Annotated in this window: 41 protein-coding genes and 1 pseudogene; 10 read left to right on the top strand and 32 right to left on the bottom strand. The window is 27.7% G+C overall.

Annotated features, from left to right (window positions below; translation table 11 throughout):
- Positions 1-155: 155 nt before the first annotated feature.
- Positions 156-605, top strand: coding sequence for a DUF805 domain-containing protein (locus M2214_RS18400; RefSeq protein ID WP_408648313.1), 450 nt, complete (start codon positions 156-158; stop codon positions 603-605).
- A gap of 207 nt (positions 606-812) precedes the next feature.
- Complete coding sequence (locus M2214_RS07050; RefSeq protein ID WP_248484161.1) at positions 813-1,001, top strand: alpha/beta-type small acid-soluble spore protein; 189 nt, start codon at positions 813-815, stop codon at positions 999-1,001.
- Between the two features lie 440 nt (positions 1,002-1,441).
- On the opposite strand, the gene M2214_RS07045 is transcribed toward M2214_RS07050, so the two are convergent.
- Positions 1,442-1,690, bottom strand: a complete 249-nt coding sequence (locus M2214_RS07045; RefSeq protein WP_248484159.1) for a hypothetical protein — start codon at positions 1,688-1,690, stop codon at positions 1,442-1,444.
- Between the two features lie 523 nt (positions 1,691-2,213).
- Between M2214_RS07045 and M2214_RS07040 the strand changes: the two genes are divergently transcribed.
- Both M2214_RS07040 and M2214_RS07035 read left to right on the top strand, forming a co-directional pair.
- Positions 2,214-2,378 carry an aspartyl-phosphate phosphatase Spo0E family protein gene (locus tag M2214_RS07040; protein ID WP_248484157.1) on the top strand — a complete coding sequence of 55 codons (165 nt, stop codon included), beginning with the start codon at positions 2,214-2,216 and terminating at the stop codon, positions 2,376-2,378.
- 772 nt (positions 2,379-3,150) lie between these two features.
- Positions 3,151-3,309: an aspartyl-phosphate phosphatase Spo0E family protein gene (locus M2214_RS07035; RefSeq protein WP_248484156.1), complete on the top strand. Its 159-nt coding sequence runs from the start codon at positions 3,151-3,153 to the stop codon at positions 3,307-3,309.
- 1,080 nt (positions 3,310-4,389) lie between these two features.
- Here M2214_RS07035 and M2214_RS07030 read toward each other — a convergent pair.
- From M2214_RS07030 to M2214_RS18145, 4 genes are all read right to left on the bottom strand, one after another.
- Positions 4,390-4,851: a GNAT family N-acetyltransferase gene (locus M2214_RS07030; protein WP_248484154.1), complete on the bottom strand. Its 462-nt coding sequence runs from the start codon at positions 4,849-4,851 to the stop codon at positions 4,390-4,392.
- Between the two features lie 239 nt (positions 4,852-5,090).
- Complete coding sequence (gene def / locus M2214_RS07025; protein ID WP_248484152.1) at positions 5,091-5,540, bottom strand: peptide deformylase; 450 nt, start codon at positions 5,538-5,540, stop codon at positions 5,091-5,093.
- Positions 5,541-5,777: a helix-turn-helix transcriptional regulator gene (locus M2214_RS07020; protein WP_248484150.1), complete on the bottom strand. Its 237-nt coding sequence runs from the start codon at positions 5,775-5,777 to the stop codon at positions 5,541-5,543.
- Positions 5,778-6,032: 255 nt separating this feature from the next.
- Positions 6,033-6,161: a hypothetical protein gene (locus M2214_RS18145; RefSeq protein WP_256466711.1), complete on the bottom strand. Its 129-nt coding sequence runs from the start codon at positions 6,159-6,161 to the stop codon at positions 6,033-6,035.
- 234 nt (positions 6,162-6,395) lie between these two features.
- Here M2214_RS18145 and M2214_RS07015 point away from each other — a divergent pair, with 234 nt between their 5' ends.
- Positions 6,396-6,905, top strand: a complete 510-nt coding sequence (locus tag M2214_RS07015; protein ID WP_248484148.1) for a GNAT family N-acetyltransferase — start codon at positions 6,396-6,398, stop codon at positions 6,903-6,905.
- Between the two features lie 274 nt (positions 6,906-7,179).
- On the opposite strand, the gene M2214_RS07010 is transcribed toward M2214_RS07015, so the two are convergent.
- Together M2214_RS07010 and M2214_RS07005 are read right to left on the bottom strand one after the other, a co-directional pair.
- Complete coding sequence (locus tag M2214_RS07010) at positions 7,180-7,437, bottom strand: hypothetical protein (protein ID WP_248484146.1); 258 nt, start codon at positions 7,435-7,437, stop codon at positions 7,180-7,182.
- The gene (locus M2214_RS07005; protein ID WP_248484144.1) at positions 7,430-7,615 is read right to left on the bottom strand and encodes a stalk domain-containing protein; all 186 of its coding nucleotides are present in this window, start codon (positions 7,613-7,615) and stop codon (positions 7,430-7,432) included. Before M2214_RS07005 ends, M2214_RS07010 begins: the two co-directional genes overlap by 8 nt.
- Positions 7,616-8,045: 430 nt before the next feature.
- Between M2214_RS07005 and M2214_RS07000 the strand changes: the two genes are divergently transcribed.
- Positions 8,046-8,711 carry an NAD(P)H-dependent oxidoreductase gene (locus M2214_RS07000; protein WP_248484142.1) on the top strand — a complete coding sequence of 222 codons (666 nt, stop codon included), beginning with the start codon at positions 8,046-8,048 and terminating at the stop codon, positions 8,709-8,711.
- Between the two features lie 359 nt (positions 8,712-9,070).
- On the opposite strand, the gene M2214_RS06995 is transcribed toward M2214_RS07000, so the two are convergent.
- Together M2214_RS06995 and M2214_RS06990 are read right to left on the bottom strand one after the other, a co-directional pair.
- Positions 9,071-9,463, bottom strand: a complete 393-nt coding sequence (locus M2214_RS06995) for a hypothetical protein (RefSeq protein WP_248484140.1) — start codon at positions 9,461-9,463, stop codon at positions 9,071-9,073.
- Between the two features lie 63 nt (positions 9,464-9,526).
- Positions 9,527-9,679 carry a hypothetical protein gene (locus M2214_RS06990; protein ID WP_248484138.1) on the bottom strand — a complete coding sequence of 51 codons (153 nt, stop codon included), beginning with the start codon at positions 9,677-9,679 and terminating at the stop codon, positions 9,527-9,529.
- 220 nt (positions 9,680-9,899) lie between these two features.
- Here M2214_RS06990 and M2214_RS06985 point away from each other — a divergent pair, with 220 nt between their 5' ends.
- Positions 9,900-10,076: a helix-turn-helix domain-containing protein gene (locus M2214_RS06985; protein ID WP_248484136.1), complete on the top strand. Its 177-nt coding sequence runs from the start codon at positions 9,900-9,902 to the stop codon at positions 10,074-10,076.
- Between the two features lie 210 nt (positions 10,077-10,286).
- Here M2214_RS06985 and M2214_RS06980 read toward each other — a convergent pair whose 3' ends face one another.
- From M2214_RS06980 to M2214_RS06970, 3 genes are all read right to left on the bottom strand, one after another.
- Positions 10,287-10,454, bottom strand: a complete 168-nt coding sequence (locus M2214_RS06980; RefSeq protein WP_248484134.1) for a hypothetical protein — start codon at positions 10,452-10,454, stop codon at positions 10,287-10,289.
- A 327-nt stretch (positions 10,455-10,781) separates the two neighbouring features.
- Positions 10,782-10,925 carry a hypothetical protein gene (locus M2214_RS06975; RefSeq protein ID WP_248484132.1) on the bottom strand — a complete coding sequence of 48 codons (144 nt, stop codon included), beginning with the start codon at positions 10,923-10,925 and terminating at the stop codon, positions 10,782-10,784.
- Between the two features lie 102 nt (positions 10,926-11,027).
- Positions 11,028-11,210: a hypothetical protein gene (locus M2214_RS06970; protein WP_248484130.1), complete on the bottom strand. Its 183-nt coding sequence runs from the start codon at positions 11,208-11,210 to the stop codon at positions 11,028-11,030.
- Positions 11,211-11,994: 784 nt separating this feature from the next.
- Between M2214_RS06970 and M2214_RS06965 the strand changes: the two genes are divergently transcribed.
- On the top strand, positions 11,995-12,918 hold the full coding sequence (locus M2214_RS06965; protein ID WP_248484128.1) for a S8 family peptidase: 924 nt from the start codon (positions 11,995-11,997) through the stop codon (positions 12,916-12,918).
- 181 nt (positions 12,919-13,099) lie between these two features.
- On the opposite strand, the gene M2214_RS06960 is transcribed toward M2214_RS06965, so the two are convergent.
- The 10 genes from M2214_RS06960 to M2214_RS06920 all read right to left on the bottom strand — a co-directional run bounded on the left by M2214_RS06960 (position 13,100) and on the right by M2214_RS06920 (position 17,598).
- Positions 13,100-13,807, bottom strand: a complete 708-nt coding sequence (locus M2214_RS06960; RefSeq protein ID WP_248484126.1) for an endonuclease — start codon at positions 13,805-13,807, stop codon at positions 13,100-13,102.
- Positions 13,808-13,946: 139 nt separating this feature from the next.
- A complete protein-coding gene (locus M2214_RS06955) occupies positions 13,947-14,138 on the bottom strand; it encodes a hypothetical protein (RefSeq protein WP_248484124.1) in 192 nt (63 codons plus the stop codon).
- 18 nt (positions 14,139-14,156) lie between these two features.
- Positions 14,157-14,234 carry a M15 family metallopeptidase gene (locus M2214_RS18395; RefSeq protein WP_408648322.1) on the bottom strand — a complete coding sequence of 26 codons (78 nt, stop codon included), beginning with the start codon at positions 14,232-14,234 and terminating at the stop codon, positions 14,157-14,159.
- Entirely contained in the window at positions 14,222-14,443 is a 222-nt protein-coding gene (locus M2214_RS06950; protein ID WP_248484122.1) for a M15 family metallopeptidase domain-containing protein, read from the bottom strand. The genes M2214_RS18395 and M2214_RS06950 overlap by 13 nt, the downstream gene beginning before the upstream one ends.
- A 5-nt stretch (positions 14,444-14,448) precedes the next feature.
- Entirely contained in the window at positions 14,449-14,583 is a 135-nt protein-coding gene (locus tag M2214_RS06945) for a phage terminase small subunit-related protein (protein ID WP_330651568.1), read from the bottom strand.
- A 94-nt stretch (positions 14,584-14,677) separates the two neighbouring features.
- Positions 14,678-15,769: a copper amine oxidase N-terminal domain-containing protein gene (locus tag M2214_RS06940; protein ID WP_248484120.1), complete on the bottom strand. Its 1,092-nt coding sequence runs from the start codon at positions 15,767-15,769 to the stop codon at positions 14,678-14,680.
- A gap of 219 nt (positions 15,770-15,988) precedes the next feature.
- Positions 15,989-16,507: a hypothetical protein gene (locus M2214_RS06935; protein WP_248484118.1), complete on the bottom strand. Its 519-nt coding sequence runs from the start codon at positions 16,505-16,507 to the stop codon at positions 15,989-15,991.
- Between the two features lie 96 nt (positions 16,508-16,603).
- Positions 16,604-16,777 (bottom strand): hypothetical protein, encoded by a 174-nt coding sequence (locus M2214_RS06930; protein WP_248484116.1) that lies wholly within the window; start codon positions 16,775-16,777, stop codon positions 16,604-16,606.
- A 114-nt stretch (positions 16,778-16,891) separates the two neighbouring features.
- Complete coding sequence (locus M2214_RS06925; RefSeq protein ID WP_256466724.1) at positions 16,892-17,239, bottom strand: putative metallopeptidase; 348 nt, start codon at positions 17,237-17,239, stop codon at positions 16,892-16,894.
- Positions 17,236-17,598 carry a Holliday junction resolvase RecU gene (locus tag M2214_RS06920; RefSeq protein WP_256466723.1) on the bottom strand — a complete coding sequence of 121 codons (363 nt, stop codon included), beginning with the start codon at positions 17,596-17,598 and terminating at the stop codon, positions 17,236-17,238. The genes M2214_RS06925 and M2214_RS06920 overlap by 4 nt, the downstream gene beginning before the upstream one ends.
- A gap of 186 nt (positions 17,599-17,784) precedes the next feature.
- Between M2214_RS06920 and M2214_RS06915 the strand changes: the two genes are divergently transcribed.
- Positions 17,785-17,925, top strand: coding sequence for a hypothetical protein (locus M2214_RS06915; RefSeq protein WP_248484112.1), 141 nt, complete (start codon positions 17,785-17,787; stop codon positions 17,923-17,925).
- A gap of 69 nt (positions 17,926-17,994) precedes the next feature.
- On the opposite strand, the pseudogene M2214_RS18255 reads toward M2214_RS06915, so the two are convergent.
- The 3 genes and pseudogenes from M2214_RS18255 to M2214_RS06905 form a co-directional block, all read right to left on the bottom strand.
- A pseudogene (locus M2214_RS18255) lies at positions 17,995-18,252 on the bottom strand (hypothetical protein); the annotation flags it as partial.
- A gap of 12 nt (positions 18,253-18,264) precedes the next feature.
- Positions 18,265-18,396: a hypothetical protein gene (locus M2214_RS18250; RefSeq protein WP_256466710.1), complete on the bottom strand. Its 132-nt coding sequence runs from the start codon at positions 18,394-18,396 to the stop codon at positions 18,265-18,267.
- Positions 18,397-18,417: 21 nt separating this feature from the next.
- On the bottom strand, positions 18,418-18,564 hold the full coding sequence (locus M2214_RS06905; protein ID WP_248484110.1) for a hypothetical protein: 147 nt from the start codon (positions 18,562-18,564) through the stop codon (positions 18,418-18,420).
- A 320-nt stretch (positions 18,565-18,884) separates the two neighbouring features.
- On the opposite strand from M2214_RS06905, the gene M2214_RS06900 reads away from it, so the two are divergent.
- Positions 18,885-19,340 carry a CBO0543 family protein gene (locus M2214_RS06900; protein ID WP_248484108.1) on the top strand — a complete coding sequence of 152 codons (456 nt, stop codon included), beginning with the start codon at positions 18,885-18,887 and terminating at the stop codon, positions 19,338-19,340.
- A 173-nt stretch (positions 19,341-19,513) separates the two neighbouring features.
- Here the strand turns inward: M2214_RS06900 and M2214_RS06895 are convergent, their stop codons facing one another.
- The 7 genes from M2214_RS06895 to M2214_RS06865 all read right to left on the bottom strand — a co-directional run bounded on the left by M2214_RS06895 (position 19,514) and on the right by M2214_RS06865 (position 21,540).
- Entirely contained in the window at positions 19,514-19,654 is a 141-nt protein-coding gene (locus M2214_RS06895) for a hypothetical protein (RefSeq protein ID WP_248484106.1), read from the bottom strand.
- A 141-nt stretch (positions 19,655-19,795) separates the two neighbouring features.
- Positions 19,796-20,035 carry an AbrB/MazE/SpoVT family DNA-binding domain-containing protein gene (locus M2214_RS06890; RefSeq protein WP_248484104.1) on the bottom strand — a complete coding sequence of 80 codons (240 nt, stop codon included), beginning with the start codon at positions 20,033-20,035 and terminating at the stop codon, positions 19,796-19,798.
- Positions 20,036-20,080: 45 nt separating this feature from the next.
- A complete protein-coding gene (locus tag M2214_RS06885; RefSeq protein ID WP_248484102.1) occupies positions 20,081-20,479 on the bottom strand; it encodes a hypothetical protein in 399 nt (132 codons plus the stop codon).
- A complete protein-coding gene (locus M2214_RS06880) occupies positions 20,436-20,708 on the bottom strand; it encodes a hypothetical protein (protein WP_248484100.1) in 273 nt (90 codons plus the stop codon). Before M2214_RS06880 ends, M2214_RS06885 begins: the two co-directional genes overlap by 44 nt.
- A gap of 249 nt (positions 20,709-20,957) precedes the next feature.
- Positions 20,958-21,131, bottom strand: a complete 174-nt coding sequence (locus M2214_RS06875) for a hypothetical protein (RefSeq protein ID WP_248484098.1) — start codon at positions 21,129-21,131, stop codon at positions 20,958-20,960.
- 13 nt (positions 21,132-21,144) lie between these two features.
- Entirely contained in the window at positions 21,145-21,381 is a 237-nt protein-coding gene (locus M2214_RS06870) for a hypothetical protein (RefSeq protein ID WP_248484096.1), read from the bottom strand.
- Positions 21,382-21,540, bottom strand: coding sequence for a hypothetical protein (locus M2214_RS06865; protein WP_248484094.1), 159 nt, complete (start codon positions 21,538-21,540; stop codon positions 21,382-21,384).
- Between the last annotated feature and the right edge of the window lie 6 nt (positions 21,541-21,546).

Raw genomic sequence — 21,546 nt, 5'->3', positions numbered from 1 at the left:
AATACTCTAATAATAAGAGATATCTTACTATGATATCTCTTATCTTAGTTTTGATAAGTATATTTAACTTATATTAAATGTATTGTTATAAATCAGATAGTGCAATTAACAAAAACATAACTCCTACATAACCTACAAGATCCCCTTTCTTTCATATGTATTTTATTTTTAGTTCTATAGACTCTTTTCATGCAATTCCTAAATTTGGTATAATAATGCAGTATTTATATATTTTAAAACAAGGAGATGATATGATGCATAGATTTTTTTCTCTTAAAGGTCGTTTAAGTCGAGGTCTTTTTATCGGAAATATTTTTGCTGTTATTATATTTTTTACAGTACTAAGTACTTTATATCCGTATCATCTATTTGACTATAATCAGTTCAAACTAGTTGATAAAATAATAAACACATTTAACTTATTAAGTATAGTTTGTCTTATCATTCAGCGTTTACACGATTTAGATAAATCCTCAATATATGCATTATTATTGCTCGTTCCAATTTATAATATATTTCTAATTTTATGTATATTATTCAAGAGAGGAACTATTGGATCTAATCAATACGGAAATGATCCTCTAGATACAAAATCTCTAGCTTAGAAATTGCTTAATAGCAATTTTTTTTATTTTTAATAATCGTGTAACTATTACTATTCTTATGATACTTAATTAAATCTCATTAGCCAATTGCCTTACTCTCTTCCACACTGTTAAATGTAAATTTAAAATTATTTCATAAATCTAAACAATATGGATATACTATTAATCACAGCTAAATATAACTCAATTTAAGGAGTTGATTTTTTAATGTCAAGAAAAAAACTTGTAGTTCCTGAAGCAAGATCAGCTTTAGATCAATTTAAAATTGAAATGGGTAAAGAACTAGGTGTAACTAATTCTGATTCTATAGATTCTGACTATTTAGCTTCATATCATACTGGTCAGATCACTAGAAAATTAGTTGAAATGGCAGAAAAACAACTAATTGGTAAATAGACATTATCAAATGGGGATTGCTTATTTAGTAATCCTTATTTATTCTTGTTTTCTTTGAATAGGTATGTATTCTTTATAATATTCTTTTTCTACTTATATTCTTTCTTTGATTATAATTTTTATTTTCCATTTCATGAACTAAATTTTATTTAAACTAGTTTCTTTTTAATGTTCTATCACTTCAAGCCATGGCCTATGATTTTCCTCTTCAATCCTCTTTTGAATAATCTCAACTACTTCAAATAAAACTCCCATATCCACCACCTCTTTATACTTCATATTTTATGTAAAGCTGAGTATCATCTCTTTTATTTGCTTAATTTTGCCATACAATCACTACTTATATTCTTACCTTTGGCTAGATACTACGATTGGAGCACCTTTTAAGTATCTGTATTGCATATATAGCACCCCTATGCTCTTGCTCATTAAGTTATTAGCTATAGCAATAGATAAGTAGTCTTACCCGCTCCTACTTGACCTAGAAAAGCTATTGAGTTAGATATATTGTTTTGTAGTTGTGTACTCTGTTTGCAATACATAATAGCTGCTATCTTTGTTTTTTGAAGTTCACTGTTACCCTTATCTTGAAATGTATCAAAAGTCTTTTTTCTAAAGGCTTCGTATATCCCTGAGTTTCTTAAAATTATCTCATACGGTTTTCTTTCCCTGAATTCATAATACTCCATGGCATCAAGCTCTGGGTTATATACTAGCTCCTTATCCTTACACTTTGAGCATTTAAAAGAGTCCGTTTTCTAGCATCCACTCTTTAAGTTCCTCTTCAGATAACTGTTCAAGTCCGTATGTCTCTGGTGACTTTGGCGTGTATTCACTCTACTCTTTATCAGAGCTTGTACTCTCTGTTGTAGTACCTGTATATCTATTTGATTCATTTGGCTTTACCTCTTGATTTTTAGATTTAACCATATTAAATTGTTTCTCTTCACCTTGCTTTGATTGTCTATCTTGGTAATCCCTTATGTAATAAATTTAATATAAATTGATTATTATTTTACAATAAAACTACAAAAAAGCCCCTTAACTAATCCTAAAACAGTATTTTAGGTATAGTTGAAAATATTAAGTTAAGTAATAAACAAAAATTATATGGACAAATTTGTAACTTATGGTATAATTTAATTCGTGTGTATATAAGTACTAAAACGTTTATCTATCTTTAAAGTCGTAAAGTTTAAAAGGAGTGTTGATATGGAAATAATAAAAATAAAAAATGAAATTGAAGAAATGAGAAAAAAATTAGATACTATGACTTTAAATAATATAATATTATATCAGAATCAAGATTTAATAAAATTGAGTCAAGAGTTAGATATTTTAATAAACAAATACATATACATGACTACATCAATTTAGACCTTTTAGGTCTTTTTTTATATTAACCACACCCATCCATCGTGTAGCATTCGGTGTAATTTATTTAATACGCAATATAGTCGTTTTACGTATTAATATCTTTATTTTTCCAAATAATAAAGCCCATAATATAATTTTTCATTGTGATAGGAGTAATTTTTATGTTGATAGATTGGCTTTTGTTTTTTGTTCTCTTTTGGATATTTGGTTTATTTCTCTTTAAAAAAGATAAAAAATTGTTCTAATAATAGCTCCATTTTGAGCAATGCTAGCACATCTAGTTAATGAATTTGGCATATTTCTTGATTTTTGGGAGTTACACCTATAAAGCATGGATCTATATCTCATTTACCTGATGATATAGGTGTATATGCAGTTCTTTCAAGTTTTATGATTTATTTAATTCATTATAAGAAATTTAATCCTAATTTTCTTGTAATTTCTTTTGCATTAATCCGTACTATTTTAGAATTAACCTTACTATTCTTCATACTCTTTTTGTTATCATTTACAGATATTCGTATTTATGCATTATTAGAAGTTTTGAAAGTATATAAAAATAAATCCTCCTAATATGATTCCAAGAGGTTTTAAATTTTGTATATTATAGAAAATACAAACTCACCTATCCAATAAATATCTTTTTTAAAGAATAATATGTAAAATTTGTATACTTTTATGAAACTTTCTTTGTATTTTTACAGTCTAATTATTATATATAAAACAAGTAACCAAAATAATATAAGTGTTATTTCGAGGGGAAGGTAGAAATATGAATTTAACAAAGAAAAAGGAAGAAATTATTGAACTTAAAGAAAAGATATTTTCTATAATGCTAAATGAAGATATTTTGTGTAAAAATGAAGAATTAATAAATTTAGGTAAACAATTAGATGTTTTAATAAATGAGTATATGAATATGATTAGATAAAAAAAGACCTTTAAGATCTTTTTCAGGCTATAGTACCAGCAATAGGGGCAAGTCTATTTAAAAGTGGAAGTGCAGAATTTTATTATTATGCTATTATTTTTTCAATACTTTATCTTGCAACAATTGTATGAATATCTACATCATTGATATTGAAAGAGTTAAGAAAAAGATAGCATAAAAAATTAGAGGTAATGAGTCTTTAACAGACGCTAGATAACTAGCGTCTGTTTTATTACAATAGGCTGTTATATATAACTTGGCAACAGTGGATAGTCTTATTCTCACAGTTTCAATAATCTCTCTGAAATTAAATGCATATGTTGAATACGTTTAAAAGATATGAGTAATTTTATAGTTTTCCATTTTCTTAAATACCTTTTGTTACAGTAATCACTTTATCACCATTATTCATATCTGTACATGTATCTGAGACGTAATTTCCTTTTTTTAGTATTTATATACCAAGATCTTTCTCTAGCATCATAATCATCAGGTAACTGGGTATATGGTTCTAGATATATTCCTCCTGTTTCTTTTGCAAAATATATCATACATATTGATATTTAAATTATAATGTACAACAATAGTTTTATGTGCTATTGAATTCTCACCATAGTATATTCTTTGTTACATTCCATTGTCATCTTTCTTTTGAACTATATATTCATTTAATAACGCCTCAACTTTTTCATTATATTCTTCATAAACAATGAAATCTATTCTTTTTTATCTAACTTAAGTGAAATTTTATTCATTCCCCTTTTTTCAAACTTCCAAGATTTAATTTTATTCCATTAATATAATGCTGAATCTAGTACGACTCCTTTTTTTAAAATATAATATACTTTATAACTTTTTACTCCTACGTTTATAAACATTAATCCTAAAGACAAATCTCTTATTCCATAGGTTGAATCTTTTCCAAAAATACCCCCTATTCCTATAAATAATACTATACACCCATTTAATTTATTTCATTTATACATACACTATATGTAATTAATGTAGTATGTAATTTGATTATTATAAGTTAGTACGCATTTTAAGAATATTGTACATTAGCCTGTCTTTCTAATTAGATTAATTTCTAATATATTTTTCCATTTTATAATTAATCAGGAATTGACCTTTTCTTTCAATCTGTTGTTCTTTTATAACATGATATCCTTGTTTTTCAAAGAATGGTTTTGCTGTTATTGATGCTTGTGTTGTAATGATAGTTAGTCCAATATTTTTAGCATACATCTCTAATTCTTCAACAATTTCTTTCGCAATACCTTGTTTTTGGTAGTTTTTATGAACAAAAAGCCTATCAAGGTATCCACTAAGGCTTAAATCTCCAAATCCGACAATAGTATCATTTATAGCAAATACAATTGTATAATTCTTCAAAAACGACTTATCCCATAAATCTATATCTTTAGGAGCCCATACATTTAGTTGTTTTTCTGTATAGTCTTTAGAGTTTATTGAATGGACTGTTTCATAAAACAATTTAATTACTTCTTGGCAATCTTTTGATTCATAATTTCTAATGCTCATATTTCCTCCCTAAATAAGTTGTTCGTAATATTCTAAAACTGCGTACTTTACATTTTTTCATATAACTTTCATTTATTTCTACGTATATATTACCATAATATAACATTCATTTCATACTTATTGTTTATTTGTGCAAAAAAACAGTAGCTTTGGGTAGCTACTGTTTTAATTGTTTGTATTTATATAGCTTTCTTGTAATTAGTTCTTATAATAATTTTAAATTGAATACATTGATATTTCTATATATATTCAGTAACTAAATCAGTAAAAAGAATACCTTCTAAATGATCTATTTCATGACAAAAACATTTTGCTAAATCTCCTGTTCCTATCAATGTAATTTCCTCACCATTTTCGTTTAATGCTTGAACAGTTACCTTTGCAGGTCTTTTTAACTTTCCAAATGTATTGGGAATACTTAAACATCCTTCTATGACTTTTTGACTTCCTTCCTGACTAATTATAATTGGATTAACTAACTTTATAAGCCCCTGTCCCATATCTATTACAACCAATTTCTTTAATATACCTATTTGCGGAGCTGCTAACCCTCCCCCATTTTCTGTATTATACATAGTATCAGCCATATCATTTAGTATTTGTTTTATTCTATCATCTACTACTTCAACTACTTTGCTCTTTTTTCTTAATATTTTATCATCAAAGAGTCTAATTTGTCTTATTGCCATTTAAATTCCACCTCTACTTTGCTGTGCTCTTGATTTTCTTTTACTTTCTTCAAAATTAAAAACTTCCTCTATAGAGCAATGAAATATTTTAGAAATATCATAAGCCAACCATATTGAAGGTTCAAACTTCTCTGTTTCAATAGCATTAATTGCTTGCCTTGATACCCCTACAAGTTCTCCTAATTGTTCTTGAGTTAATTCAAGGGATTCACGCAATTCCTTTAATCGATTTTTCATAAATTATTCCTCCTGTAATGTTAACCTTACATCCAAAATATAACATCATTAAATTTCAATGTCAAGTTAACCTTACAATTATAAATTAATATAAAATTTTATATACTCATTCTCTATCTGTGTAAGAAGAAACAGTAGCTAAGGTTTATACATGTCTACACTGTTTTAGATAGACTATAGTGTATTTAAACATATAATAATTTCTTCACATGAATGGTAGCAGTACCTCAAGATGAATATTTTGTTGTATTGAAGTTAATTTTCTTTCTTTAGTTCAATAGTTTCTTTTTTGTCGTTCCATTCAATCGTTAGTATTACAATACTAGGTTCTGGTAAACTACTACCAGTACTTTCAGTACAGCCAAAGTGCAGTACCATTCTCATTTAATTCTACCCCTGTTCCACGTACCTTTCTATGTATACATAACTAACTTTGTTTTTGTAAAAAGGTAAATATGGAACATTGCAACTAATCCAAAATACATAAACCTATTATTGAATATATTGCAATTATTTATATTCTATATATAATTATTTACATACTAGTTTCTAAGCTTGCAACATATGCATAGTATACATTAGTATTCGTTTTAAAGTTCATATAAAGGAGATAACTGTATGCTAATTAGAAAAGCTCTTATTGAAGATTTAAATAATATTATGAATATTATTGCAAACGCTATAAATGATATGGAGTCAAAAGGAATATATCAGTGGGATAATACATATCCTAATGAAAAAATATTTTCTAACGATATTTTTAAAAATAATCTTTACTTATATGTTGATAAAAATATTATCCATGGCATTATAGTATTAAATGAACATCAAGAAGATGAATATGAATCATTAAAATGGAAGTATATTTCAGGTAACCATTTAATCGTTCATAGATTATGTGTTGATCCAAAGTATCAAGGCAAAGGCGTAGCTAAAGATTTAATGAAATTTGCAGAAAAATATGCAAAAGAAAATAATTATGAATCAATACGACTAGATGCCTTTTCTCAAAATGAGCGAGCTTGCAAATTATATGAAAACTTTGGATATAATAAAGTTGGAATAGTAACTTTTCGAAAAGGTGATTTCTACTGTTTCGAAAAAAGATTAATAAAATATGGCAGTTGATATATATAATTAATCTAATAACAGCATCCTTCATGTATGCTATTGAATATGATAGAGAATTAAATATTAGTTTATTATAAAAATAAAGCCTCTAATCATTTTGTAGAGGCTTATACTTTTCAGAATATAATTCATTAGTAAAAGAGGTAACTCTATGACAAGAAAATAAGAATCTTCTTCTTGGGTATCATTTCATCCTTTTCTAGAAACTCTTTTGCTTACAATATTTTGATCTATTCAATTTCAAAAGCCATATTAAATACTTCATCTTGATTTACTTTTCCTTCAAATCCAAATATAGCAATTTTTTTGTATTATCAGGTAGCCCCCTATAATATACATTACCTGTAACAGATTGTTGCGGTTCTAGGTACTCAATATCTTTTAAATTATCATCTAATTCTGATCGTTCTAAAAGTGACCCACCAGCAAAAAGGAAATAATCTCTAACATAAAGCCCTTTACTACCCTTAACCATATTATTCCTAAAAGTAAAATTAAATGTTGCTTTGTTTCCAGATACTTCATTCATCCCAAACAATTTTTTTACCTAATGCCTCTGAAATTACTCTTATAGATACATATGTCTCCCCATTATACAAAAAATTTTTTACATATATTATTTCTCCATTAATTCCTACATTTACTTTATTAATAATAACATCAATTTTAGTACTATTTGGCGTTGCATACACTATTCCTGTTACCATTACAATTAGTAAAATAGTAATAATGCCTTCGAAAAATTTTTCATATATCTATACTCATAAATATAAATCTATTCTTTATAATTAGTATTCTTTGTAACCCCCAGAATACCTCTTAATTTTCACATCCTACAATCAAAAGCATCTATGTTACTTTTTTGAGTGAAAATATCATTTAAATATTCATCGTTCTTAAATAAAAGTAAAATATCTACTACTCTTTCTGATGATAAATCGCAAGGATGTGAGGGTGAGAAACGATGTAATACACCTCAATAATTTTAAAATCATAATTTATCCTCTTTCTTTATTTTGCACTACTTATAGCGAATTTTAATATATGCAACTGCATATAATGAGCCTTGTTGGGTATATTTTAAAAGAAGAAAATTATCTTTATACATAATACTTTTAAAAAGGGGTGTTTCTTTATATGGACAATATAAAAGAAAAAATTATAGAAGCTAATTATTTCAGACATGCTTGTAAAGAATTTGATATTAATAAAAATATATCTGATGAAAATTTCAATTTTATACTTGAAACAGCTAGATTATCTCCTAGTTCTTTTGGATTTGAACCTTGGAAGTTCCTAGTTCTACAAAACTCAGATATGAGAGAAAAAATTAAACCTGTTTGCTGGGGTGCTCAAAAGCAACTACCTACTTGTAGTCATTTTGTTATTATTCTTGCTAGGAAGAATAAAGATATGATTTATAGCTCAGAATATATAGTTGATTTTATGGAAGAAGTTAAACAGCTTCCAGAAGATGTTATTAAATTAAGACGTGAATTCTATAAAAGCTTTCAAGAGAATGATTTTAAACTTACTAAAAGCAGTAGAGCTATGTTTGATTGGGCTTGTAAGCAAACATATATTCCACTTACTAACATGATGATTTCAGCAGCACAAATAGGAATTGATTCTTGCCCTATAGAAGGTTTTGATAGAGAAAAACTTGATCAAATTTTAAGTAATGAAGGAATAATCAATAAAGATGAATTTAGTGTATCTTGCATGGTTTCTTTTGGATATAGGAAGGAAGAACCAAGACCAAAAACTAGACAGACTATGGATAAAATAGTAGAGTGGATATAAAAAGTTCTATATTTATCTTTTAATGTTTTATTCTTATGTAGTTAATGTTGAAGAAACTGAGAAAAGAAAAAATGAAATAGAAAATCTTATGTATGAGTTCTTTAAATAATGAATATGATTATATCCTATCCATCTTTCTTATACTAAGTTACAAGGTTATTTATTTGTAACTTAGGTCCCCTATCTTCATGAAAATAATAAAATCTGCCATGTCAGTGTTCCAACCATGGCAGATTTTAATTAATCTTACTACTTCACTTTTTGCTAAAACCTCTTTTTCTTTAAAATCAATCCCCAGCTCTATTATATTACTTATTCGTCTATGTACTAATTCCTGTTTATAGTTTCTAACTCTTATTTTATATACCTGTAATTGGTTTCCCTATTATTTCTTCAATCTTTTGATGGAGTAATGTAGCCTCATTATCAAAAGTACTATTCATAAATACTTCTTTTAGAGCAGCACTTGAATCTTCCCACACATCATATTCTTCAACAATGCTATCGGATGAAGGCATTATAAACTCATAAAAAGAATGAATTGGTGCCGAAGTATATTCACTCTCTGAATACTGTATAAATTGTTGTTCTTTAAATCTATCAGTCATAATCTCTTTAAAACGCTCATACCTATTAGGGCTTTGTTCAAAATACTCAGCAAGGTCTAGCTCTATTTGTTCACCATAAAATTCTCCACCACGCATAATTGATCTAACTTCGACATTGTCACAATAGAAAAACATCTTCAACATATTATTATCAAATCCAAATCAACTTGTAATTTCATGAGTATAAATAAGTGCATAATCTGCATGCTAACTATCCCAATATGGAATCAAATAAGCACCGATTAAGTAAGCATCTTCAGGAAAGTTAAGTGCCAGTAAATATAATGCTTCAATACCAAACACACACAAATCATCTACCCACATATTACAAGTATCTTTGTAGCGTCTAGAATATGACACAATTTCTTTGGCTGTAGATATAACATCATCTTTAAGTTCTGGAAACTTTAAAGCATGAGAAAATAAAATCGTTTATGATGCATTCCCATTAAAGTGTATTGTATCAAAGCTCAAATAGCTTTTACCCCAGATACTAAGCTTATCTAGTCTCTCAAAGCAACCATCCGTTTTTTGTAATAGCTCAAATGGATATTCTAAATTTTTAATAAGTAACTATTCTATGAAACTTAAGCTATGGAGAAAAAAAGAAAACATTTCCATAAGCAAGGCTGCTAAATCATTAGGAATTGGAAAAATCACTTATGTAAGTTGGGAAAATGAAACTTATAGTGTAAGTAATGATTATTATTATAAGCTTATTGATTTTTTCAATGAAATATCCAAGATAGGTATATAACCACTATAAATATATACTCTTTTGTTAACTCTTTGTAAAATTTCAAAACCTCTTAAAGGTTTTTGAGTTTTTCTATCTAATTATAACTTTTAGATATAAATATTTTATGTGCAAAAAATCTTTATATCAACACCAAAATACCAACATCCAAAAATACACTGCTTACATTATAAGTAGTGTATTTTTATTTATATATGTCCTTTTTTTATTTTATCCATTATTAATACAAGCTATTTTAGTTACTACATCTTCAAATTCCTTCATAAGAGCAAATCCATTTTCTCTTAAAAACCTTTCAGCAATAAGCATAACTTTCAAATCTTTCTCTGTAATATTTTCTTCGAACTCTTTATCTATTTTATCAATTCTTATTCCCATATATACTCACCTCTGTTTTTGATTATACCAAAACATTAGTTCTTTAAACATATAAATTTTTATTATATTCTTTTGTATTGTTGTCTATAATCAAAATATGAAATGAAGCCATGGAAGTTTTTTATGTATACCAATGATCAACCTCAAGTAATATTTAAATCACTAGAATACTCGATTAGAGAATTATACATTTATCTAGGAAAATACTCAGAATACCTATCTATTGATAAGAAAAAATGTTTAAGGAACTCCAAAACTATAAAAATATACAAACAAAAAAAAGAGATTGGCACCGAATCGATACCAACCCCTTTGATTAAAAAATATCTATTTAGAAAGTTTTCCTTCTAACTCTATTTCTAAATCTCTACATTTAAACTTTAAATTAGCATTAAACAAAACACATAATATACAAAACCAAGATACTCCTAATCCAGTATACAGTAAAAAGTATGGTAATAGATGTATCATTTTATTTTTCCTCCTAAAAAATACAAAAAAAATTTTGTATTGAAATATAATATATATTGATTTTATAATTATGGCGAGAGACTTTAGGCCAAAAGTTAAATTTTATTTGTCGATTGAACGATTACGGTTGGACGAGATATTCTCTTCTTTTTTTCTGTCGATTTCAAAATCTAGATTTTTATATTTGATTTTAACTTTTAAATAACCTGTGGTCAATGCAAGGACTAGCATAACAAAGCATACCGTAAAAGATATTGCTATAATTTTTAAAGCTTGTATGTCCATTACATCACCTCTCTTATGTAACTTTTATAAACCTGAAGACTCTCACATTATTAAGAAGATGTTAGGCTATAAAAATTTTAGCTTGCTTCAACAAGTTAATTTTAATAAAAATGTTTCTATAAATTATAATATGCGGAAAATATATAAATGATACATTAAATATTAAAAAATACCTTAGTTTATTTTACGGTTTTTATAAAATGCGTGTTAAGTGAATATTCAATCATTAAAATCAAAGCCCTTTTAATAGTTAATAGTTTTCACAACATAGTCATTTTGATTGCAATATATGAATTTTTTATATACGTATATAAAAAATTCATATAAATGAAGTAGTCTTACATATACTATAAATAAGAGAAATTTCTTAATTAAAAGCCTATAAATTGAAATATTTTAACCATCCATGGCAATAATCAAAATATAAATAAAATCATGAAGGTTATTTATGTATACTAATGATCAACTTCAAATAATTATAAACTCTCTAGATTTTTCAATTGATAGGCTAGAAAATCATCTGAAATATAATTCTAATTATCTATCCACTGAAGAAAAGAAGGACATACGATCTGCTATTAAAGACTATAAAAGTATTCAATTAAAAACAGGATGTATTTATAGTACACTCTTCTACACTAGCATATGCTGACGATATTAAGATAGTACACATTAAAACCATTCCACTTAAAACTACAGATATCACATTTAGACAAATATATAATTGATAAAAATATTAGACTAATTTAAAATTAACTATTAAATATTTTAAGGAGGAACAAATATGAGTGAAGTTAAATTAATTCCTTATAAATTAGAAGATGTAACAAAGGAAAATATAGAAACAATGCCACAAGGCGTTGAAATGATTCATGCTCCTGAAATATGGGATAAAGCTAATAGAGGAAAGGATGTTGTTATTGCTATAATAGATACAGGATGCGATAGAGATCATCCTGACTTAAAAGATAGAATTATTGATGGAAGAAATTTCACAACCGATCATGGCAATGATTTAGAAAATTATGATGATAATGAAGGACATGGTACACATGTCGCGGGGACTATTGCTGCTAGTATGAACAATAACTTTGTAGTAGGAGTAGCACCAGAAGCAAAATTATTAATTTTAAAAGCATTATCAGGAGATGGCAGTGGAACATATGAATGGATTATAAATTCTATTAAATATGCAATTGATTGGCAAGGTCCAAATGGAGAAAAAGTAAAAGTAATAAATATGTCTCTTGGTGGAACCGAAGATAATCATAAGTTGTATAAAGTTATTAAAGAAGCTGTTGATAATAATATTTCTGTTGTTTGTGCAGCAGGAAATAGCGGAGATGGAAACTATCACACAAATGAATACGAGTATCCAGGTTCATACAATGAGGTTATTCAAGTAGGTGCAGTCAATTTCGAAGGAAATTTTACTAATTTTGCAAATTCCAATAATGAAGTTGACCTCGTAGCACCAGGTGTTGGTATTTTATCAACTTATCCAAATAACACAGTTACAAGACTTACAGGAACATCAATGGCAGCTCCACATGTAGCTGGCGCTATTGCTTTATTAAATAATTCATGTAAAGCCGAATTCGCTAGAGAATTATCAGAAGCAGAAATTTATGGTCAACTTATAAAACATACAGTTTCTTTAGGTCACAATAAAAAATTTGAAGGAAATGGACTTCTTTCTCTAAACTAACTTTTTTATGATCAGAGAAGTAAATGCAAATTCACTTACATTCAAAGGTATATGAAAAAAGTAGCACAATGCGTGCTTAAAGTTTTAAAGAATTTTTATTTTGTTATATTAAAAAGAGGATATCTCAAAAGGAGACATCCTCTAGATTAATAGAAAATTCATAATTAGTGTCTATATATTTTTATAAATTTTCTACCATTATAGACCCTAACAATTCTTTATCATTCAATAAATCCAACATTTCATCAACATCAGATGTTATAAAAGGATTTCTTATTCCATGTTTTTCATAAACCCATTCATTATATTCTAGCTCTATAAGGTTTGGAGGATCTATCTTGCACCAGTTTCTATATGCATTAATATGCTCTTGATATAATTCTTTTATTCCATATGTTAAGCACATATATAACATTGCTCTAGCAACGTTTCCTCTACTTATTTCTGGAATTACCCATTCTGATTCATGATCTATTCCCCATGGATCATAGTTTGACTCACAATAAATTTTAACCGTTCTTTTAACTTCATCTTCTTCTATATCAAAAGGAAGATGTCCCCTAAGTGAATTTATTTTTCTATGAGCAGCAGCAAAATTCAGAGGATTTGTTGTTGCTCCCTTTATTATTTCATCACTAATTTCTTTGTTTTTAAAATAATCTTTTATTAGCTTTTTAGGAAAAATATGCTCTATACTGTGTTCCTTTTTACTCCAAAGTTCATCAACCTCTATACCCCCATAAATAGATTTTATATAAGGATATTTGTCACTATTCAAATTAAAGAAATCCCAAAAATTCTCTTTTTTCTGTGATGAACCCCAGTTTTTATAATACTTATTATTTTTGAAAACTCCACCAGACTTGTTAATAAATTCTTGTCTCGTCATAAAACTGTTCCTCACTTTCTATTTATACTTTTTATTTCGTATAAAATTCTTTAATTACACTGTGTATTATTGTCTACCAACATTATTTTTAAACACAAGATTTGTTTTACTGTAAAAAGCAAAAGTCACACTCTATAAATCACTTTAATTTTTTAGCACTATTTTTTATAAGCTCCCTTACATATTCTACTTTATATATTTTATTGTTTAACCAATAATTAGGACTATTAATTACTCCTTTTTCTACTAATTTATTTACTGCAACTACAAACTCATTCTCAATAACAGTTATTGGATCTGCTGGATACCATCCGTTTCTTAATTGATCCATTGTAAATCCACCCATCCATTAAAAATGCGGCCTATCTTTAATACTTTTAAAATCACCTCCCCATTCAAGTCCTATAGATTTACCTATTGCTCCCATCTTTTCATATAAGTCTGTTCTACCCCACTGTGCTGTGTAATCTTATTTCCTGGAACTGTTCTCCCTTTAGCATAAAGCTTATTTTGTTCTTCTATACTTCTATATGTACAATATATTAATACTTCTATCCCATGGCCCTTACATCCTCCTATAAACTTCTCAGCTAAGTGCTTAACATATGGATGCAAATCATTCAAGTTTCTACTCATTCTTATCATCTAATCCATTTTCTAATTTGTGAATCTCTAACTCCTAATTCTGCTGCTATGTCTTTTAACTTTACTAACCCTTTAGAATCAAGATATATTTCTTTCGCTTTATCTCTATTTGGGCTTCTTGCTCTTGCCATATCACCACCTCATGCTAGTTGCTTTATGTATTTTGTGTTTGTTTTGTTTCTTTGCATTAAAAAAGAGCCTTGGTTGGCTCTTTTTAGACTATCACTAGTTATTGGTAACTGTTTCATCTGTAGTTGTTCCATCAGTAGTTGTTCCATCTGTAGTTGTTCCATCTGTAGTTGTTTCATCTGTAGTTGTTCCATCTGTAGTTGTTTCATCTGTAGTTGTTTCATCTGTAGTTGTTTCATCTGTAGTTGTTCCATCTGTAGTTGTTCCATCAGTAGCTGTTTCATCTGTAGTTGTTCCATCAGTAGCTGTTTCATCTGTAGTTGTTCCATCAGTAGTTGTTTCATCTGTAGTTGTTTCATCTGTAGTTGTTTCATCTGTAGTTGTTTCATCATCTGTATCTTCATTTCCTTCTTCAATTTCAATTGTTTCAGTATCCTCATCCCAATCTACTTTTAAACCTAAGTTCTCAGCAATAAATCTTAATGGTACAATAGTTCTATTATTCATTGTTTCAGCAGGAACATCAAGCTTAGTTTCAATTCCATCTATATAAGCTATATCACTTCCTAATTGAAGAACTATTTCTTTTCCCTCTTTTATTATCGTAACTTTTTTCTCTTCTTGATTCCAACTTACATCTGCTCCGAATCCTTCTGATATAGCTCTTACAGGAATTAATGTTCTACCTTCTTTAATAACAGGTGGTGTATCAAATTTCATATTCATTTTTTTAGATATTACATTATCCACAGGTAATGTTTTAATTCCAGGATATTTGCTACTAATTTCTTTTACTGTTTCTTGTATTTTCTGAAGTTCCTCTCGAGAATAAGCTTTCTTTGCTTCTTTTTTAAGTTTTTGTATTTCTCTTTTTATTTCATTTCTTTTTTTATTATCAATTTTTTTAGTTTCTGGTTTTGTAGTATCTTCCTTATTTTCTTCTGTATCTGTTGTAGATTTGTTACTTTCTATTTGTTTATTTTCTGAAATACTATTTTCCTTTACTTTTGAATCATTACTTTTCTTGCTATTTGAACTTTTTGAATCATTTGACTGACTGCTTTGAGTTTTTCCTTTGCTCTTTGACGATCCTGAACCTCTATTTCCTTTTGCAAAAGAGAGCATAGGTGTTACAACTATTAATGTCAATACTAGAACTAAAGATAATGTTTTTTTGACTTTTTTCATCTTGATTCCTCCCTGAATTTAAAATTTATTTATTTAATTCAATATTATTACATTTTTCGTAATTTTTAAATAGTCTGATATTACTATATAGTAATATCAGACTATTTAAAAATTATGCTACTGTAAATAAATTTTTATTGAGTTTCTCATAGGGGGAATTGTATTTTTCCTTTTCAATATCTGTATGAAACTGTCTCATTTAGTATTATATTATATAAATCAAACTGCAAAATCCCAACTTCGTCCCATTTTTATCTCATAAAAATTATAAAACTTAGCTATATCTTCTATTATTTCACCCCTTCTTCTTTCTGCTGTAGACTTACTGATATTTAACTTATCTGCTATTGTGTAAAAACTAGCTCCTTCTCCATATTTAAGATCTATAAAAAGTCTAGCTTCCTTGTTTGTAGCTTTAATCCTTAACTTTATAATCTTCTTATTTATATCTACACATTCTCTTTCTAAGTTATCTATCTCTTTCATCAAAGCTTTTTCAAAATAACTTTCTTTTCCTACACTTGTTTGTACTCTTTCTGATTCATAACTTATTCCTTTTATATCTCCATTCATACATTCTAAAGATGATATATGTGTACTTTTCAATATATATTCTAATTTATTCTTATTATTTTCAAGTACCAATATTTTATGCTGCATCATATTTATATCTCTTTTATCTTTAAAATACCTATATAGCATACCTTCTGTTTTCTTAAAAACTTCCTTCTTAATCATTCTATATCCCCTTCCTATTTCTATGTCTGAAATAAAAAAGGACACTCCTAGCCTGTATTAGACTTAAGAGTGTCCGCTGCTTATACAGTAGGACTACTATGCTTTTTTCCTATTTCTTAAAGTGTAATCCATTTGAAGATTTCCATTATGATTATTTATCTCTATATTAATATAATCTAACTTATTTTCATTATCTGCTGCATCCAGCACGCAATCTATAAACGATACCATCTGATACTTTAACATTTCTTTTTTACTTAGCTCTTTCAAATCTATTTGATTCCTCCTCTAAAATTATGTCTATTATTTCCTGAGAAATTTTTATTTTGCCAATCTTAATGTTTCAAACATATTTATCTGTCTGCCTGCTTTTCTAAGTTCATCTCATTGTATAAAATCATCATCTAGTATATTTTGTATAGATTCTTGTGTTGTAGCCCAATCTTTGCCTAAAGTAGCTACCATGTTACCCCAATCCTCTATATCATGGTTTATTAAATCCCCCTCTTTATCTATATGTCTAAGTTCATGATATAGTATTCCTACGATTTGACTTGTGTTCATTCTTTCTATGTAGTAATTTCTGGTCTCTAAAACGTATTCGTATCCAAGCATATATTGAATCTCTTTATTAGCCTTTTTAATTTTAACCATCCATGGCTGTTTAGAAGTTCCTGGTTCCCACTCCATATCTTCAATAAAAAGTATGCTCTTAGGTCTTACATGTTCTATAACTCCTTAAACTTTTCAACTAACTTATCTGCTATAGATCCTGGTATTAAGTATCTATTATTATACTTCTTCATATAGAAAAGTATAAAACTTGTCTCACCCATTTTCAGGGCATTCCTTATATATTCAATTTGATGTGGCTCTATATGTTTAAGAGGTAATCCTCTTTCATCTTCTGATTCCTTACAATCAAAACTTATTGAAAGTCCTGGTTTAACTGTTTCCCTAAAATTTAGAGTGGACTTTCCCACCAGAAATGGAGATACTATTTTCTTTCCCTGTCTTTTTACTTGCCATGGTGTACTAATCTTTTGTATTAAAGCTAGTCCTCTATTTTTATATCCTTCATTTGATTTTATTATCTCCTACTCAAAAATACTTCCTTTGTTGGCCATCTTGTAATTCTTTTTGTAACTTGAATCCGTCATAGTTTCTCCTCCCTCAAATTTAAAATATTTCAATCTTTCTTTTGTTATTAAACCCTACTATTCGACAACTTTGTATTATGATAAAATGTTTTTATTATGATAACCGGAGGTGTTAGTATGAGTAAATGTAATAAAGAAAATTGTACTTGTCCAAATACAGAGTGCGAAAGACACGGTAAATGTTGTCAATGTATTAATTTCCACCGTGAATTAAAATCGCCGGTTTACTGTATGAAAGAACTTGTTAAGAGTGAATAGTTAGTTGTAATAATGCTAAAATTCCAATACTTTTAGCATTATTACATTTTCACATATTCTAAGATACTATTAAAACTTAATCTCAAATATTCCAGGCTTTATTTCTACCTCTATCCCTTCAATTTCTAATACTTCTCCAGTAACTTTATTAATTATCTGTCCATCTTCTATTGCTAAATTCTTTTTCAAATCTCCCCAAGCTAGATCTTCTTTAACTTTTATGTACTCTTCATAACCCTCTATAGTTTTAATATTTTCAAGTACTACATCTTTATCAATCTTAAAATCTGACTTATCTTTTTTAATTACTATTTTTCCTGAAAGTAGAGAGTATGTTTTTTAAGTTTTAGTTTCTTTCATTTTCAAAGTCTCAACATATTCTCTTAGCTTACTTTCAAAGAAGCTTATTTCATTATCTGCTTTCTTTCGTTCCTGATCTAATACTAGTTTAATTTGCTCTATCTTAGCCATGGCTACCTTTTCAAATCTCTCCTATTCCTCTCTAGATTCTTTTATCTTATCTAGGGCCCAATCCGCAGTATTATCATTGTCTATCTTCCAAGTTTCTTTTTCTTCTTTATCAATATCTAAAAATATATCTGATAATCTATAATTTTCATTCATCTTTAATTCCTTCATTAATTTAAATTATTTTGTTTTATTTTATCAACACACAAATCTTCATTAATTTTAAATCCATATTTATTAGTTCTAGTTTTTATAAATATAAAATTACATTCTACATACTATGACATTTTACATATATTTTAAGTAAAGTCTTTATAATTTCACATTATTTTGTTGAAACATTTAAAGCTATTGGAAATATTTTTAGAAATATTTATTTTGCTGTATGTATTTTATTTTTAAAGCTTATCAATTTGCATTTTGAATTAATATATTTATTTTTTGAAATACTAATATTCATAATAAAATTTCATGGTATAGGAGTAGATCATATGTTAAAAAATTGGTTTTTATTTTTTATTCCCTTTTGGATATTTGGTTTATTTCTCTTTAAAAAAGATAAAAAAATAGTTTTAATAATAGCTCCATTCGGATCAGTATTATCTCACATAATTAATCAATTTGGTGTATTTCTTGATTTATGGAAAGTTACTCCCATAAAACACGGTCCAATGTCTCGTTTACCTGCTGATATTGGTGTATATGCTGTTCTTTCGAGTTTTATGATTTATTTAATTCATCAGAAAAAATTCAACCCTAATATACTTGTTCTTTTATTTACATCAATTACAACTCTCTTCGAGTTAATATTGGTCTTATTTGGAAAAGTCATATATTGTAAGGGTTGGAATATCCTCCTTACCTTTTTTTCATATTTAATAGCATATTTTTTAATATACTGTTTCTATTTATATTTAAAAAAGCTTGATACTTTCACCAGCAATTAATTCTTACTTTAATCCTGTTCAATATATCCTGATGCTTTTTTTCAGCTCCTTCCATTGAATAATCATCTTCCATATGTTAATTTACTGTTTATCAAAATACAAACTCTTTTTAGCTTATTTCCTAGCATTCATTCGAATAATCTATATTAAAAACATGAAATCCCTTTTAAATTTTATTTAAGACCATTCTTTATAAATATCTGATTAGATTCCAACTCTTCTTTAACTTCTTCAATAACTTCTTTCCATGGCCTATTATTTTCTTTCTCAATCTTTTTCTGTATTAATTCAACTGCATCCAGTAAAACTCCCATACTATACCTCCTTGAGTACCAGGAGGATGTCTATCCCCCTGTATTTTTTCAACTAATCCTATATCTAATTGATGTTCAACCGTAACACAATTACATACACTTTATATGTATATTGAATTTTTCATTTTTTGTTCCACCTTTTTATTTATTTAATTTTTCTACACATGTGCTGTATGCGTTCTTTCCTTCAAAGTGTTTTAGCTCTCTACCATCTCTACAGAATATACAGCTTGGTTCATATTTTTTAAGAACTACCATGTCTCCATCAACATATATTTCAAGTGAATCTTTAACATCTATATTTAAATTTCTTCTCAATTCTATTGGTAAAACTAATCTTCCTAATTGATCTACTGTTCTAACTACTCCTGTTGCTTTCATTTTCAACCTCCTCCAATTTGTTTTTTATATTTTTTATGCTTTTAATTAAGCTAATTTAATTTTCAATTCTTCTTTTGGTGTGTATTTACTAAAGCATTCTCTTAGTCCTGATAAATGCTCAAATACATATAGATTCTCAGTTTCGCATATGAATCTTAGCTTTTTCTTGTTTGATTTTCTTCCTCTTTTGTCTGTTAAGTCATAACAGCTAGATACTGTTATTTCTAATAGGTATATGTCTCCAGAGCTTAATTTAACCTTTGCTATTTCTCCGTCACTGTGTCGTTGCGAGCCGTCATCATGACTTTTTAAATCGTCATTTTGGCTTTGTGAATTGTCACTAGGAGTATTGCTATCGTCATTTTGTCCTTTGCTAACGTTTAAAGCTTCATAATAAAAATTAATGTCTACTTTTATAAATTTGTAATGTATAGCCTTTTTCAACTAAGCTATCTAATTTACGACTTATTGTTTTTTCTGAAGCTATATCCATTAATTCTTCTTTTAGTTCTGAAGCTTTTTTATAGATCCACCCATTGTTTAATTCTTGTATTGATTCACTTTTTTCATTATATTTTTGAACTCTTTCATTTTCTTCGTTTATGAATTTATCAAAATCTTGTACTTTTTCACTCCAGTAAATCATTTGATTTAATAAAATAGCTTCTAGCATTTCACCTTATTTTGTATAAAATTCATAAATTTAGTCTATAATTTAAATAAGATAATTTCTTAAAACCTTAATTTTTGGGGAGCTAATACTCCCTCTATTACAACTAAATATTTTTTTCTTCTACTCCCACCAATTCAACCCTATGTTGGTGGGAGTTTTAATTTCTATAAGGTTAGTACCTTCTATTTGTATCAACTCTACTCAGTCTTGGTAGGATTTTTATTTTATTTCTAATATATTTACTCTATTTTAATTAAAAGTTCTCTCTATGGCTCTTTTAGGGGCATACCCTTTTTTATTAATCAAAGCTTTTATCCTCGGAATGTAGTATTGTTTAAAGTTATCAATCTGAACTGAATTTGGATATCTTAAACATCTACTTTTATGCCACTCTTTATATACTTGAACTATTTGTTCTTCCATCTAACTCAGCTCCTTATTTATATTTTTTCTGACAATTCATACATAATTTTTTTCCGAATCTACCCTCTGAATAAGTCGATACAACTTCCTTTATCTTTTTACTACATTCACTACAGATCATTTCGCTTTCTCCAGTTTCTTGAACATCTGGTCCCACTGCTTCATCGTCTGTTCTATGTGTCTGAGTTTTGGAGAATTCTTTATCTCCTCCTCTAACTCTCTCTTTCGTTGGTTCTTCTTGATTACCCAATCATTGATCCTTATACTCTCCTCCGTTATCGATTGGAAAGGGTAACTCTTCATCTATCATATTTGCATCCATAAATCCGTCTGCAGTAATTTTTTTAACACATCTGTTGTATGCTCTAGTAGCTGCCATAACATCTAAAAATTCATGTATAGTTTTCATCTTGAT

The sequence above is a fragment of the Tepidibacter aestuarii genome, assembly GCF_934924865.1.
Taxonomy (GTDB): Bacteria; Bacillota; Clostridia; order Peptostreptococcales; family Peptostreptococcaceae; genus Tepidibacter_A; species Tepidibacter_A aestuarii.
This window is presented reverse-complemented; position numbering and strand designations above follow the sequence as displayed.